Below are 13,763 nucleotides of genomic sequence, written 5' to 3'. Positions count from 1 at the left end.
TGGTCGAGCGGGCTGGCGGCCCGGTCACTGGCGCGTCCGGTGGGGGCGCTACGCGAGGCGGCCCTGGCGATCGCCGCCGGCGGGCGCGCACCGGCGCTGGGTACCGCCCCGGCCACGGAATTCGCGCCGGTGTATCGCGCGTTCGGCCGGATGGCCGATGATCTGGCCACCAGTCGCGCCGCCCTCGAGGCCGCGCAACGTCGCACGGAAGCCGTGCTGCAGCACGTGGCCAGCGGCGTACTCGCCCTGCGGTCGGCATCGCCCGGCACCGCGCCCGGCGGCGACATCCTGATCGCCAATCCGCGCGCCGAGGCGATGCTGGGGGTGTCGCTGCGCACGTCGGGCGTGCCGCTGCAGTCGCTGCCGGCCCCGCTGGCCCCGCTCGTGGAGCGCTCGTCCGCGTTCCTGATGGCCACGCACGACGAGGAAGCGTTCGAACTCATGGTACTCGGGCGTCAGATGCGCGGGCGACTCACGCGCTTACCGCGTGGTGCCGTGCTCACGCTCGATGACGTCACCGAGCTCGCCTCGGCGCAACGCGTGCTGGCGTGGGGCGAGATGGCGCGGCAGGTCGCGCACGAAATCAAGAATCCACTCACGCCGATCCGGCTGGGTGTACAGCACCTGCTGCGCGCGTATCGCGATAAGCGCGGCGATTTCGGCGACATCCTCGACACCAACGTGTCGCGGGTGCTCGCCGAGATCGATCATCTCGACGAGATCGCGCGCGCGTTCAGTCGCTACGGTGCCGCGCCCACGGATCGCACCCCAGCGGTGCCGGTCGATGTCGTGGCCGTGGTGCAGGACGTCATGGCATTGGAGCGGTTGGGGGAAGACGGTGAGCGGGAGGCGGGCGTTCGCTGGATCATCGAGGCGCCGACACCGGGGGCGTCGCCACTCGAGGCGCTGTCGCAGCGGGACGAGTTGAGGGATGTGTTGCTCAACGTGCTCGAGAACGCCCGGCTGGCCGACGCCTCGACGGTGTCGGTGCGCGTCGAGGGGACGGCCACGCACGTGGTGGTCGATGTCAGCGACGATGGCACGGGCATCCCGGCCGACGTCTTACCGCAGGTATTCGAGCCGCACTTCTCCACCCGCACGAGTGGCAGTGGGCTGGGCTTGGCCATCAGCCGACGGCTGATCGAAGGGTGGGGCGGGACGATCGGGCTGACGAGCACTCCGGGGGCGGGGACGACCGTTCGTCTGACCCTGCAACGGACTATACGCCCATGACGTCCTCGGGCGATTAAACTGTCTGTCATGAGTCAGTCCGCACCGCCTCCCGACCACCGGCAAACCACGTCGCCGGCGCCGCATCTCGAGGCGTGGGTTCTGCCGCCCGGCTGGTCGTGGGGGCAGGAGGCTATTCAGCGCGAGCATCGGCACTATCAGGAAGTGATCGATGCGCTCGGCCGTTCGTTGTCGTTGGTCAGTGCGCCGAACCCAAGCCACCACGCGTGGCTCAAGAATGAGGCGCGCGCGCTCGCCCATCGGAATCATCCCTCGATCCCCACGACATACCACTTCTGGGCTTCGTATCAGGAGAGCCGTCGTGGTCCGGGGTATCTGCGCCGCTGGATCGGTGGGGAAACGGTGCATTCGCGCGTCACCCGGCTGGGTCCGGAAGCGATTCCGTTCGCGCTCCAGGTGCTGCGCGAGGCGGGGAGCACGCTGGCGTATCTGCACGACACCGGCGCCTCGCACGGCGCGATCTCGGCGAGCACCATCTGGCTGACGCCCGGTGGACGGTTGTGGGTGCTGGGCTGGGAATGGGTGCTCCCGCGCGATCAGCATCCGGCTGGACTGCAGCCCGACTCGGCGTACACGCCGTGGCCACCTGAGTGGTCGGCCAGCGGATGGCGTCCCACGCCGGCGTCGGATCAGTGGCAGTTGGCGGCCATGCTGTTCACGATGCTCACCGGTGAGACACCGCCCGAGCAGGATGTGCCGCCCATCGCGCTGCTGCGCCCCGACTGTCCGCAGGCACTGGCGGCGGTCATGGAGCGCGCCTTGGCGCCGAAGCCGGAGGACCGGTTCCCCAGCATCGCGGTGATGCTGCGCGACATGGACCGTCACGTGTCGGTGCGACAGGTGATGATCGCCCCCGAGGGCGACGAGTTGCCGCCGGCGCTCGACTCGGCGGAGGCCCGCCTGCGGTGGGCCACAGCCGACGACTACGAGATCCTGTCGCCCCTCGGTCGCGGCATGTTCGGTAGCGTGTGGCGGGCCCGCGATCTCTCGTTGTCTCGCGAAGTCGCGATCAAGGTGCTGCATCCCCACATCGCCAAGGATGACGTGGCGGTGGCGCGATTCCGCCGGGAAGCGCGGTTGGCGGCGCAGCTCGCGCACGCGGCGATCGTGCCGATCTACGACACCGATAGTCGTGGCGACATCGTGTGGTACACGATGGAGCTGGCCGAAGGCGGGTCCGTGGCCAGCCTGGTGTCGCGCAGTGGCCCGCGTCCATTCGAAGAGATCGCGCCGCAAGTCGACGAAGTGCTCGAAGCGCTGCACGCCGCGCACACGAGCGGCATCATTCACCGCGACCTGAAGCCCGAGAACATTCTCATCGACCGGTATCGCCGATGGCGGATCGGTGACTTCGGTATCGCCTACGCGCTCGGAGAAGAGGGCGCCGGTACGTCGGGCACTCCGTCATTCGCGGCCCCGGAGCAATTGCTCGGCGAAGCGCAGGGACCGGCGACCGACTGCTACGCGCTGGCGAGCATCGTGTACTTCGTCATGACCGGACGGGCGCCATTCGGCGACGGGCCGGCGGAGATGATTCTGGCGCAGCAGCTGTCTGACACGCTGCCGGCGCGGCTTCAGGACGACGGATTCCCCGAGGCCCTCGGTGACTGGCTGCTCCGCGGCCTCGCGGCGCCGGTGGAAGATCGTTTCGCCGACGCGCTGGAAATGCGCATCGCCTGGCGACAGGTGGTGCGGGCGATGCGTCGTGCCGAAGATCAGCGTCCGTGGTGGCGTCGGCTCATCGACGGGATTCAGGAAGATGAGCCCGTCGAACCACCTGCTGGTTGGTGAACTCACGGAAGCCGAGGGTGCCGAGCTCGCGGCCCATGCCGGACTGCTTCACGCCGCCGAACGGACAACGCGGGTCCGACACGACCATCTCGTTCACGAACACCATACCGGCGTCGAGTCCCTCGATGCACTGCGTGGCCAGGGCGGGATCGCGGGTCCACACACTCGCCCCCAGTCCGAACGGCGTGTCGTTGGCCTTGACGAGGGCCGCCTCGACGTCGGGCACGCGGAACACGGACGCCACGGGACCGAACAGCTCCTCGCGTGACGCGGGCGCCCCGTCGGGGATATCCACGAGGACCGTGGGCGGATAGAAGAAGCCAGCCATCCCTTCAGTGAAGCCACCCACGAGGGCCCGCGCGCCGGCCGCGATCGAATCGGACACCTGCTTGGCGAGTCCGTCACGAACACTCTCGGTGGCGATCGGGCCGATCTGCGTGGCTTCGTCGCGCGGATCCCCGACGCGCAAGGCGCGCATACCGTCCACGAATCGTGCGAGGAATTCATCGTATACGGCGTCGCACACGATGAACCGCTTGGCCGCGATGCACGACTGTCCCGAGTTCACGGTGCGGGCGGCCACGGCGTGGGCGGCCGCCCGCGCGACGTCGGCGTCAGGGAGCACGAGAAACGGATCGCTCCCGCCCAACTCGAGCACGACTTTCTTGAGATACCGTCCGGCCACGGCCCCCACATGACGGCCAGCGCGATCGCTCCCCGTGAGCGTGACGCCGGCGATGCGATCATCCGCGATCACGGCATCGAGCGCTTCCACCTCGATGAACGCCACGTGACAGGGTGCGTCCGGCATGGATGCGTCGGCAGCGCGTGCCGCGGCCCGCGCCTCGGTGAAGCAGCGATCGAGCAGGCGGGCACCACCGGGCACCGAGCCCGCCGGCTTGATCAACACGCCGTTGCCGGCAAGCAGCGTGGGCACGGCAAATCGCAGCGCTTGCCAGTACGGGAAATTCCACGGCATGATGGCCAGCAGTGTTCCCAGTGGAGCGTACCGAAGGCGCACCTCGCTCACGCCGTCCAGCAGAATCATCTCGTCGGCGAGCGCGCGCTCGGCCAGCGCCGGCGCCTGTTCGCAGAGCGACACGCACTTGTCGACTTCTGCGCGGGCTGCCACGATCGGCTTGCCCATCTCGAGCGAGAGCCACTCCGCGAGTTCTTCCCGATGCGCCTGCAACGCCACGCCGAGGGCCAGAACGAAGCGGGCGCGCTGCCCCTGATCGGTGCGACGCCAGTACTGCTGTTCGCGATGCACGCGGTCGATCAGGGCGGCGCGCTCGGACGGCGTGAGCGGCGGGAATTCATGGACGACGATGCCGGTCGCCGGATTGACTGCGCGGAATGTCATGCGCAGAAGCTCGGCGCCTGCCCCCATGAGGGTCAAGCGCCGAGGGCGACGGAGCCGCGTACCCCGTCGAGGTTACGCCGCGTGCGTGGGCCGGAACACCCCCGAAGCGTCGGGCGCCGTGCTCGGCATCGGGGGCTTCAAGGCGGTCACCGTGGCCGATGTCAGCGGCGCGGCGTTTGGGCGGGTTGTCGCCGCGGCACGTGCCATGGCGGTAAGCTCGGCCGGTATGGGAAGCGGCGCCAAGCGCGGCGCGCGGCGTGACGGGTTATGCGATACGCGTTCGCGCTGATGCGATTCGGACACCTTGGTCAGCTGCCGACGACGCTTTCGCGCGTACAGCAACTGGTCGGCCCGGGCCAGCAATTCACTCACCGATGCGGTGTCACTCGGGCGGACCCGCGTATGGCCAACGGTCAACGAGAGCGGCATCGGCAACGCACCCGACGCATTGAACCGGTCGAGGTGTTGCTCGAGACGCCGTTGGATCGCCCGGGCGCCCGCTACGTCGGCGTCGAGCGCGAGGATGGTGAACTCGTCACCCCCCATGCGCCCGACCACATCGCAGTCTCGCACGGTGAGGCGAAGCAGGCGTGACACGGCTACCAGCGCCTGATCACCCACCGCGTGGCCGTGGCGGTCATTGAGCTGCTTGAAGTCGTCCATGTCCACGTACATGACCACCGCGTCGCTGCCTTGTCGGCGTGCGATGCGCAGATGCTGCTCGGCGAGCGTCATGAAGCCGCGACGGTTGTACAGCTGCGTGAGCTCGTCGGTCAGGCAGGCCTTGCGTAAGCGGAGCTCATCGCGCTTGCGCGACGAGATATCGCGCACGGTCACCGCCAATCCTTCAGCGGTCGGCGTGGCCTGATGCATGAGCCAACTGGCAGCGACGGCGCGGCGACTGACGCGAAGCTCCTCCACCACCGGAGTGCGAAACGTGATCGCGTCGACGTAACGTTCGAAGAGCAGGTCGGCCATCGGGGCCGGCAGCACGTCGCGGAGGCGGTGGCCGACGAGTTGCTCGCTGGTGCGATATAAGGTCGCGGCGCCGCTGCGGTTCACGTCGGCGATCGCGAAGTCGGTGATCTCACCGTCCGCCGTGCGAACGGCGCGCAGCAGGAACATGCCATCCACGTTCGCGTGCATGGCATCCTGCAGCCGGCCGACCCGGTCGCGCAGCGCCGCATCCTCCTGCATGCGATGGAGCAACTCGCGGTGCAGCAGACGCCAGCCAGCGATCGCGATGATGAGGGAGGCGGCCGACAACAGTGGTGCCGCGTCCACGAAACTCGGCATGACGCCGGGCACCCTCGTCGCCGACAGGCCGACGGCCGTGAGGGCGAGCAGGGCAATGACGCCCCAAAACGGGGGGCGAAGCGCGAGGCGATCGAACATCAGCAAAGGGGTTGATGCGTGTCGGGATTCCCGAAAAGCAAGCGGTTCGGGAGCACCCGCCTAGGTCGCACGCGGTGTGCGATGTCAGCATCTCCCGCAAAACACATGCCGATGACGGTTGGCCACCCGGTCAGCGGGACGTCGGCTGCGTCATGTGTTCCATAAACATTTACATAGCAACAGTTTACGGAGCTGCGCGACGTTCGGCTCGAGGCCGGCCCTACCGCGAATCGGTACGGCGTCCCGGTCCATCCGACCGGTCCCGAACGGGTATTCCCGCCGGGACCGGTGCGGCACGTCCTGCCGAGCTCGGCTAATCCGCGCCGAGCAGCAAGCGCGTTTCGATCGCCTCGTGCCGGGCTTCACTGGCCCGGTCCGGGCGCAGCAACGACACCAGAATGCCCGTCGCAAACGACAGGGGAATGGTGACCAGCGCCGGATTCTTGAGTGGGAACATGGCGGTCGCGTGGTGCAACAGATCGACCTGCACGGCCGGCGACAGCGCGATGAGCACGAGGGTGGAGGTGGCCCCCACGACCATGCTGCTGGCGGCGCCCGCCGTGGTGGTACGCCGCCAGAAGACGCTGAGCACCAGCGCCGGGAAGTTCGCGCTGGCCGCGATGGCGAAGGCGAGCCCCACCATGAAGGCCACGTTCTGGCCCTTGAAGGCAATCCCGAGCGCCATCGCTACAATGGCCAGCCCGATCGTCGCGATGCGCGCCACCTTGATCTCTTCGCCGGGCTTGGGGTGCCCTTTGCGGATCACACTGGCCCAGATGTCATGCGAAATCGCCGCGGCGCCCGAGAGGGCAAGGCCGGCCACGACCGCCAGGATCGTGGCGAAGGCGACGGCGGCGATGAAGCCGAGGAACGCCCGTCCGCCGAGCAGTTCGGCGAGCATGGGCGCGGCCATGTTGCCGCCGGCATCGATCGCCTTGATGGACTCAGGCGTCACCAGCACCATGGCACCGAAGCCGAGCACGAAGGTCATCAGGTAGAACAGCCCGATGAGCCCCGTCGCGATGAACACCGAGCGTCGCGCCGTCCGGGCATCGGGCACGGTGTAGAAGCGCATCAGGATGTGAGGCAGCCCGGCGGTGCCGAACATGAGGGCCATGCCAAGGGAGACGGCGTCGAGTGGATTGCTGACGAGCTTGCCGGGGGCCAGTACGCCAGCGCCGTACTTGGCGGCCGCCGCCGCGAACAGCAGGCGGGGATCGAACCCGAACCTGGCCAGCACCATGATGGCCAACGTGGCCGCGCCACCCAGCAGCAGCACGGCCTTTACGATCTGCACCCAGGTGGTGGCCAGCATGCCGCCGAACAGCACGTACGCCATCATCGCGCAGCCCACGATCACCACGGCGGTCTCGTACGGGATGCCGAAGAGCAGGCGGATGAGACTGCCGGCGCCGACCATCTGCGCAATCAGATAGAACGCGATCGTGGCCAGCGTTCCAAAGGTGGCGCTGATCCGCACCGGCATCGGATCGAGCCGAGACGCGACCACGTCGGCGAAGGTATACCGGCCGAGATTGCGGAGCGGCTCGGCGATGAGGAACAGCACCACGGGCCATCCCACCAGCCAGCCGGTGGAGTAGATCAGTCCATCGAAGCCGCTGGTGGACACCAGTCCCGCGATGCCGAGGAACGAGGCGGCGCTCATATAGTCGCCGGCGAGGGCGAAGCCGTTCTGGCCGGCGGTGACGGAGCGCCCCGCGGCGTAGAAGTGATCGGCGGTCTGGGTGCGCCGGGCCGCCCAGTAGGTAATGCCAAGGGTGATGACGATGAAGACGGCAAAGAAGGCGATCGCCACCGGATCCGGAGTGCCGAGGGTCATCGGCCCCCTCCGTATGGCGCGCCCTGCGATCCGCGCGCGGCGGCGTCGGCCCCCGGCATGGCGCGGAGGGCAGCCAGGGCCGGATCGTACACCCGGTTCGCCCACTGCACGTAGATCAGCGTGAGCACCCAGGCCGAGAGGATCACCAGGGCGCCGAGGACGATGCCGAGCGAGAGCCCGTCGCTGACGAGGCCTCCCAGCAGGGCCGGGCGATAGGCGACCAGCAGGATGAAGCCGAAGTAGACCCCGACCATCAGGAGGGTCAGCAGCGCGGCCACCCGCCATCGGGTGAGGGCCAGGCTGCGGGTGGCGGCGATCTGGGCCGCTCGGTCAGTGGGAGAAGGCGTCATGGCGCGCGAAGGTACGAGCAGGGCATCTTTCGCGGTAGAGTCCCCGGGTCGTTCGGTCTCCCTCACCTCGGTTTCACGTGACACAGCGCATGGGCATCGCGTTGGGCAGCCTCATCTCGGGGCTGGTCGCGCTCTATCTGCATCTCTGGAAGCTCGGCCTGACCGGCTCACTCGGTTGTAGCAGTGCCGGGGGGTGCGAGTACGTGCAGGGCAGCCGCTACGGCTGGTTTCTGGGCGTCGACGTCGCCCTGATCGGCGCGGTGGGCTACGCGATGCTGTTCGTGGTCGCCACGATCGGCACGATGGCCCGGTACGAAGACGAACGCTGGCCCAACACGCTGCTGCAGCTGATGATCTGGCCGGCGGTGCTGTTCACGCTGCGGCTCAAGTACGGCGAATTCATCGTGCTGAAGGGGTTCTGCTCGTGGTGCGTCGTCTCCGCCGTGACGATCACGCTGTGCGCGATTCTGGTCACCCTCGACCGGAAGCGGCTGGCCAGGCTCGCGTAGCGAGGCTCGGCTAGGGGACGTCCTGGTCGCCGACCATCACCGCAAACCAGTGCTTCATCTCCTCGGGGATCGGGTAGCCGGGGAGGGTGCGGACCACGCGCCCGTTACGATCGATCGCCACGAAGGTGGGGGTGCCGGGGTAGCGGAACGTCAGGAGCACCTGATCGGAGCTGCCCGCCGGCCCGATCAACTGCGCGCCGGTGAGCTGTTCCTTGGCGAGCATGGCCACGCCTTCGCCGGCCCCTTCGAGCGTCAGCAGCTTGAGGCGCGGTAGCGGCCGGCCGGCGGCCATGACGCCCAGGTCCTTCAGCGCACGCTTGCACCAGCTGCAGGTCCGCGAGCTGATCATGAGAATGGCCGGTTCGCCCTTCAGGTGCAGGGGAATCACTTTGCCATTCAACGCGGTCACCTTGAAGGTGCCGATGGCCTGCTCAGCCGTGGGCGCGGTGGACGGCGCGGTGTCGGTGCCGGCCACGACGCCATGGTCGGCCAGTAGATTGACCGCATCCTTCTCCGCGGTCGCGCGCTTGGCGATCAGCACGGTGCAGGCGAGTGCCACCAGCACGAGTGAAAGCGTGCCGAAGCTGATGCTGCCACGAGGAGACCGCGCTGGTGCTGACATCCGTGAAATATACCCCGTCCACGACTGAATGACGCCGCCCGCTGGTTCGCCCGAACGCAAGCTCGGCTCCCTCGATGTGGATGCGTATCTCGCCGATCCGTCGCGCAAGCAGGCGTTCGTCACGCCGATGTTCGACATCATCGCGCCGCGCTACGACGCCTTCACACGGCTGTTCTCGCTGGGGATGGACGCGGGGTGGAAGCGACGCGCCATTGCGGCGGCGATTGCCGTGGCGCCGGGGGCGCGACGCACGCTCGACCTGGCCAGCGGCACCGGCGACGTGGCGGCGCAGCTCGCTCGCGCGCTCCCGCAGGCCACAGTCGAAGCGCTCGACGCGTCGCCGCGCATGATCGACGCGGCGCGTCAGCGGCTGGATTCGGTCGACGCGGATGTCTCCGATCGCGTGACGCCCATGGTGGGCGACATGATGGCGCTGCCGCAGGAACGCGCGAGCGTCGACCTGGTGAGCGCCAGCTACGGTGTGCGCAACGTGCCCGATCCCACGCAGTGCGTGCGCGAGATGGCGCGTGTGCTTCGGCCGGGGGGCGCGCTGGTCACACTCGACTTCTATCGTCCGGGCTTCGGGCCATGGCGCGCGCTGTTTCTGTGGTATCTCGGCGTGGCCGGCAACGTGGTGGGTTGGCTCTGGCACCGCGATCCCATCGTGTACGGCTACATCGCCCGCAGCATCCGCGATTTCATGACGGCCGACGAGTTCTCCGAGCTGTTGCGTCGCGAGGGCTTCGAGGTGGTGCGTGTGCGGCGCTACCTGTTCGGCGGCATCGCGCAGCATGTGGCGCGGCGGGTTGGGTAGCACTCGTTTCGGGGGTGTGCTTGCTGACGGCGCCGTGCTGCGTTGGAGAGTTGGGTCGGTTCACGCGAAGTTCGCGAAGATACGCGAAGTCACGCGAAGAAAAAGCCAAAGCATTTTTTCTTGTTGCTGTTCTTCGCGTACCTTCGCGCATCCTTCGCGAGCTTCGCGTGAACCTGTTGCTTTGTTTAATCGCGGCTTACTCCGTCGTCGCAACCGCCGTCGCCACGATCCAACGATCATCGAGCGAATACTGTGCGCGCACCGTGATCTGACCGGTTGTGAGCTCTGGTAGCAGCAGTGACACCGAGACCAATCCATTGTCGCCGAACTGCAACGCGACTTCGGTAAAGCGCACATACCGCTGCACCGTCGGATCGATCGCCTTGTACACGGCTTCCTTGATCGCGAACGACAGGATCACCCGTTCGCGCTGCGCGAGCGGATCGGCGTCGAGCGCCGAGAGCGCGTCCAGTTCCCCTGCCGTTAGGATGCGCCGCGCGATCGACGGGCGTGTGACGTCACGTTCGGTGGGGCGATGCTCGAGGTCCACGCCGACGTGCATCGATCCACCGGCCACCGCGGCGCGGCGTGGTGCCATCAGCGCGAGCGCCGCATCGTGCTTGTGGCTGACCGAGCCGGCCACGGTGGAGGGCAATACCGGGGCCCCACGGGCGGTGCGGAGGATCGGGGCTGCGGACTCGCCGGGTCCGCGCTCAGCGACGGCAATCCGCATCGCCGCCCGCAGTGCGAGCCGGCCGGCCACGAACGTGGCGCGCCGGACGGCGGGCATCTCGGCTACCAGCGCGGCCTCCTCGGGGTGCAGCCGCGCGTCGGCGACCAGCGCCGGGAGCCAGCTGCCGGTGTCGGCATCCAGCTGCGGCGGCACCTCGACCCGTGCCATCGCGAACGACGACGGCGCGCCACTCGGGGCGGACACAATCTCCGGGGCCGGCCAAGGCAGTGCGGCAGGACGGACGGTCGCTTCGGACATGTCGTAATCTACCGCTGGCACCTCGCACATTTACCTCCACGCGACGTGCGAATCCGGGCGCAGGCGTTCAGATTTACGGCGTGACGACCCCTCTTCGCTCCGAATCAACGGATCGTCCCTCGGCCGGCACGCGTCTGGTGACGCCTGCACAGGCCTGGTACGCCGTCGCGATTCTCACGCTCGCCAATGTGTCGGGCTTCGTCGATCGGCAGATCCTGAATCTGCTGGTCCGCCCGATCAAACGTGACTTGCACGTCACGGACACCGACGTGAGTCTCCTCATGGGACTCAGCTTCGTGGTGTTCTACTCGTTGCTCGGGCTGCCGATCGGCCGATGGGTCGATCGCGGGCATCGTCCGCGCATTGTGGCGCTGGGTGCCGCGGTATGGAGTGTGATGACCATGCTCACCGGCACCGCCCGGAGCTACGCGCATCTCTTCATCGCGCGCATCGGGGTGGGCGCCGGTGAGGCCACGTTGGGTCCGGCCGCCGTGTCGATCATTGCCGAGCAGTTTCCCCGAAAGCGGCTTGGCGTGGCGATGAGCACGTACATGATGGGTACGTTCCTCGGATCGGGCGTCGCGTACGCGCTGAGTGCGTTCGTGGTCGGGCGCGTGGACAAGCCGGGGCTCGTGCATGTGCCGATCGTCGGCGATGTGTTCCCTTGGCAGCTGGTGTTCTTCTACGTGGGCTTGCCCGGGCTGCTCGTTGCGCTCCTGGCGCTCACGATCCGGGAGCCGCGGGTCGTGCGTGCCTCCGCCGAGCCGGATCAGATGGAGGCGAAGGCGCCCTTTGCTGAAGTCATGCGCTACCTGCGGGCCAACGCGCGCACAGTGGGCGCGCTGTCGTTCGGGTTCGCCTGCTCGGCGTCGGTGAACTACGGCGTTGGGGCATGGCTGGCCAGCTTCCTGATCCGCACCCACGGCTTCACGGAAAGCCAGGCCGGACTCCTGCAGGGCGTCCTTACCGCGACGCTCGGTCCACTCGGGGTCATACTCGGCGGTCGGCTCACCGACGCCTTGTCCAAGCGCGGTCAGGTCGATGCGTCGCTGCGGGTGGGCATGCTCGGTGGCCTCGGCATGCTCCTCTTCGCGGGGCTGTACCCACTCGTGCCCACGGGCACGCTCGCGGCCGCCCTGCTGATTCCGGTAAACATCTTCGCCGCCATGCCGTGGGGGGCCGCCAACGCCGCGATCGCTGAAGCGATGCCGCCGCGCATGCGAGGGCAGGGCAGCGCCATCTATCAGCTGGTCGTGAACTTGTTGTCGGGCGTGCTCGGCCCGACGGCCGTCGCGCTGCTCACCGACCAGGTTTTTCGCGACCCGCTCGCCCTGCGCTACTCGCTGTCGCTGTCGGCCGTCGTTGGCATGACCCTCGCCATCGGGCTGCTGGCCTGGGGGCGCCCGGCATTCCGGGCCACCGTACAACGCCTGCGCGACGAAGGCGCTGACGAAACCGCTGGGGCGCGTTAGCGGCGAATCCGGCGGCCGGCGCTGGTGACCACGTTACCCGCCAGCATCCCCGCGGCCAGCGAGATTCCGATGATGGCCACGCGAAACGCGGTGGCGATGCCCATCTCGACGTCTTGTCCAAGGAGCGACTGCATGCTGCGCAAGCCGATGCTGCCAGGCACCAGAATGAGGAGCCCCGGCACCTGCGTCACCATGGCCGTGCGCCGCTTGAATCGGGCGAACAGATTGCTGCCGGCGCTGATCACGAATGCGCCCAGGAACGCGCCAAGCTGCTCGCCCACCGACGCGCCAGCGTATTTGGACACGAGATAGGCGGCCGCGCAGGCCACGACGATGTTGCCGATATCGCGGCGTTTCGCACTCAACAACACGGCGAACGACAACGGCGCAACGAGCAACGCGACCCATTCCGTCCATGATGGCAGCGTCGCACGGGACAACAGCCCCTGTACCTGCGGCATGGCCTCGTGCAGTATCGGGCCCAACGCGCCGCCGGTCTGCACGCCGAGGGCGAGACCGAAGCCGAGTCCGAGGAACACCACGAGTGCACCGCTCAGGCGCGCCGTTCCGGAGGCCAGATGTCGCGTGGAGAGTTCCGTGAGCGCCACGGTGAAGGTGAGCCCCGGCAGCAGCACGACGAGTCCGGCGAGCGACGTGGCGAAGCCGCTGCGCGTGCCCATGAGCCCGTCGATGGTGAACGCCATCGTGGTCACGACGAACGCAACCAGCGGCTCTTTGACATGCCGTGTGCTTTCCCGGTGGCCCGCAAAGATCGCGAGGAGGCCGGTGAGCAGGCCGAGGAGCGACGCGGTGAGCACATCGCCCACGCGGACCTTGAGAAAACACGACACCGCCGCCGACGAGCAGACGAACGCGAACAGCACCAACCACTCCGGATACGGTGGCGGTTGCGTATCGAGCGCCTCGACCTGATGCAGCCCATCGGCCGGCGAGAGCGTGCCCTCGATCACGCCACGGGTAATGTCCCCCAGCGTGGAGAGATGTCCGAGATTCGGCTCGCCCGGCTCCACGCGAATCAGCGAGACGCGCTGGTCGTCGAGATTCCCGATGCCCACCATGATGCTGGTCGGAGTCGAAAAGAACTCGGCCTCGAGCCCGAGTCGTCGGGCGATAATGGCCAGCGCCGTCTCCAGCCGGTGTGCAGGCGTCCCGTGCTTGTGCAGCGCCCTCGCAAGCTGCAGCACGAACCGACGGGACACGGCCGAGTGGCCGCCGGTGGCCCCCATCGGCACGTCCAGCGGGTTCTCACTCATGCTGAGGGCGTCGGGCAGGTTGGGGCGGGCCATGCTGGTGAGCGTAGGGGACGCCGAGGTCGGGCGCAACGGCTTATCTTTTATGAGAATC

12 protein-coding genes are annotated in these 13,763 nt (G+C 67.9%); 5 read left to right on the top strand and 7 right to left on the bottom strand.

The window, feature by feature from the left end:
• On the top strand, positions 1 to 1,233 hold a 1,233-nt coding region (locus ACIRA7_RS02985), incomplete at its 5' end, for a sensor histidine kinase (protein ID WP_396219314.1).
• Between the two features lie 27 nt (positions 1,234 to 1,260).
• Positions 1,261 to 3,042, top strand: coding sequence for a protein kinase (locus ACIRA7_RS02980; RefSeq protein ID WP_396219313.1), 1,782 nt, complete (start codon positions 1,261 to 1,263; stop codon positions 3,040 to 3,042).
• Here ACIRA7_RS02980 and ACIRA7_RS02975 read toward each other — a convergent pair.
• The 4 genes from ACIRA7_RS02975 to ACIRA7_RS02960 form a co-directional block, all read right to left on the bottom strand.
• Complete coding sequence (locus ACIRA7_RS02975) at positions 2,990 to 4,405, bottom strand: aldehyde dehydrogenase family protein (RefSeq protein WP_396219312.1); 1,416 nt, start codon at positions 4,403 to 4,405, stop codon at positions 2,990 to 2,992. The two genes, ACIRA7_RS02980 and ACIRA7_RS02975, sit on opposite strands and share 53 nt — an antisense overlap.
• Positions 4,406 to 4,477: 72 nt before the next feature.
• Positions 4,478 to 5,800 (bottom strand): diguanylate cyclase domain-containing protein, encoded by a 1,323-nt coding sequence (locus ACIRA7_RS02970; protein ID WP_396219311.1) that lies wholly within the window; start codon positions 5,798 to 5,800, stop codon positions 4,478 to 4,480.
• Positions 5,801 to 6,113: 313 nt separating this feature from the next.
• Positions 6,114 to 7,640 carry a sodium/solute symporter gene (locus ACIRA7_RS02965; protein WP_396219310.1) on the bottom strand — a complete coding sequence of 509 codons (1,527 nt, stop codon included), beginning with the start codon at positions 7,638 to 7,640 and terminating at the stop codon, positions 6,114 to 6,116.
• Positions 7,637 to 7,990 carry a DUF485 domain-containing protein gene (locus tag ACIRA7_RS02960; RefSeq protein ID WP_396219309.1) on the bottom strand — a complete coding sequence of 118 codons (354 nt, stop codon included), beginning with the start codon at positions 7,988 to 7,990 and terminating at the stop codon, positions 7,637 to 7,639. The genes ACIRA7_RS02965 and ACIRA7_RS02960 overlap by 4 nt, the downstream gene beginning before the upstream one ends.
• A gap of 77 nt (positions 7,991 to 8,067) precedes the next feature.
• Here ACIRA7_RS02960 and ACIRA7_RS02955 point away from each other — a divergent pair, with 77 nt between their 5' ends.
• Complete coding sequence (locus ACIRA7_RS02955; protein ID WP_396219308.1) at positions 8,068 to 8,499, top strand: vitamin K epoxide reductase family protein; 432 nt, start codon at positions 8,068 to 8,070, stop codon at positions 8,497 to 8,499.
• 10 nt (positions 8,500 to 8,509) lie between these two features.
• On the opposite strand, the gene ACIRA7_RS02950 is transcribed toward ACIRA7_RS02955, so the two are convergent.
• Positions 8,510 to 9,121 carry a TlpA family protein disulfide reductase gene (locus ACIRA7_RS02950; RefSeq protein WP_396219307.1) on the bottom strand — a complete coding sequence of 204 codons (612 nt, stop codon included), beginning with the start codon at positions 9,119 to 9,121 and terminating at the stop codon, positions 8,510 to 8,512.
• Between the two features lie 28 nt (positions 9,122 to 9,149).
• Here ACIRA7_RS02950 and ACIRA7_RS02945 point away from each other — a divergent pair, with 28 nt between their 5' ends.
• Positions 9,150 to 9,935, top strand: a complete 786-nt coding sequence (locus ACIRA7_RS02945) for a ubiquinone/menaquinone biosynthesis methyltransferase (protein WP_396219306.1) — start codon at positions 9,150 to 9,152, stop codon at positions 9,933 to 9,935.
• A 196-nt stretch (positions 9,936 to 10,131) separates the two neighbouring features.
• Here the strand turns inward: ACIRA7_RS02945 and ACIRA7_RS02940 are convergent, their stop codons facing one another.
• A complete protein-coding gene (locus ACIRA7_RS02940) occupies positions 10,132 to 10,926 on the bottom strand; it encodes a 4'-phosphopantetheinyl transferase (RefSeq protein ID WP_396219305.1) in 795 nt (264 codons plus the stop codon).
• 80 nt (positions 10,927 to 11,006) lie between these two features.
• Here ACIRA7_RS02940 and ACIRA7_RS02935 point away from each other — a divergent pair, with 80 nt between their 5' ends.
• A complete protein-coding gene (locus ACIRA7_RS02935) occupies positions 11,007 to 12,398 on the top strand; it encodes a spinster family MFS transporter (protein WP_396219304.1) in 1,392 nt (463 codons plus the stop codon).
• Here ACIRA7_RS02935 and ACIRA7_RS02930 read toward each other — a convergent pair.
• Complete coding sequence (locus ACIRA7_RS02930) at positions 12,395 to 13,705, bottom strand: threonine/serine exporter ThrE family protein (RefSeq protein WP_396219303.1); 1,311 nt, start codon at positions 13,703 to 13,705, stop codon at positions 12,395 to 12,397. The genes ACIRA7_RS02935 and ACIRA7_RS02930 overlap by 4 nt on opposite strands.
• Positions 13,706 to 13,763 lie beyond the last annotated feature (58 nt).

It is taken from the genome of Gemmatimonas sp. (assembly GCF_044376735.1).
GTDB lineage: Bacteria > Gemmatimonadota > Gemmatimonadetes > Gemmatimonadales > Gemmatimonadaceae > Gemmatimonas.
Note: the sequence above shows the minus strand (reverse complement) of the source record. Positions and strands in the feature narration are given on the sequence as shown.

Bases quoted from the DNA above. Each gene is read 5' to 3' on its own strand.
- ACIRA7_RS02980 (WP_396219313.1), top strand. From the start codon at position 1,261: ATGAGTCAGTCCGCACCGCCTCCCGACCACCGGCAAACCACGTCGCCG.
- ACIRA7_RS02975 (WP_396219312.1), bottom strand. From the start codon at position 4,405: ATGACATTCCGCGCAGTCAATCCGGCGACCGGCATCGTCGTCCATGAA.
- ACIRA7_RS02970 (WP_396219311.1), bottom strand. From the start codon at position 5,800: ATGTTCGATCGCCTCGCGCTTCGCCCCCCGTTTTGGGGCGTCATTGCC.
- ACIRA7_RS02965 (WP_396219310.1), bottom strand. From the start codon at position 7,640: ATGACCCTCGGCACTCCGGATCCGGTGGCGATCGCCTTCTTTGCCGTC.
- ACIRA7_RS02960 (WP_396219309.1), bottom strand. From the start codon at position 7,990: ATGACGCCTTCTCCCACTGACCGAGCGGCCCAGATCGCCGCCACCCGC.
- ACIRA7_RS02950 (WP_396219307.1), bottom strand. From the start codon at position 9,121: ATGTCAGCACCAGCGCGGTCTCCTCGTGGCAGCATCAGCTTCGGCACG.
- ACIRA7_RS02945 (WP_396219306.1), top strand. From the start codon at position 9,150: ATGACGCCGCCCGCTGGTTCGCCCGAACGCAAGCTCGGCTCCCTCGAT.
- ACIRA7_RS02940 (WP_396219305.1), bottom strand. From the start codon at position 10,926: ATGTCCGAAGCGACCGTCCGTCCTGCCGCACTGCCTTGGCCGGCCCCG.
- ACIRA7_RS02930 (WP_396219303.1), bottom strand. From the start codon at position 13,705: ATGGCCCGCCCCAACCTGCCCGACGCCCTCAGCATGAGTGAGAACCCG.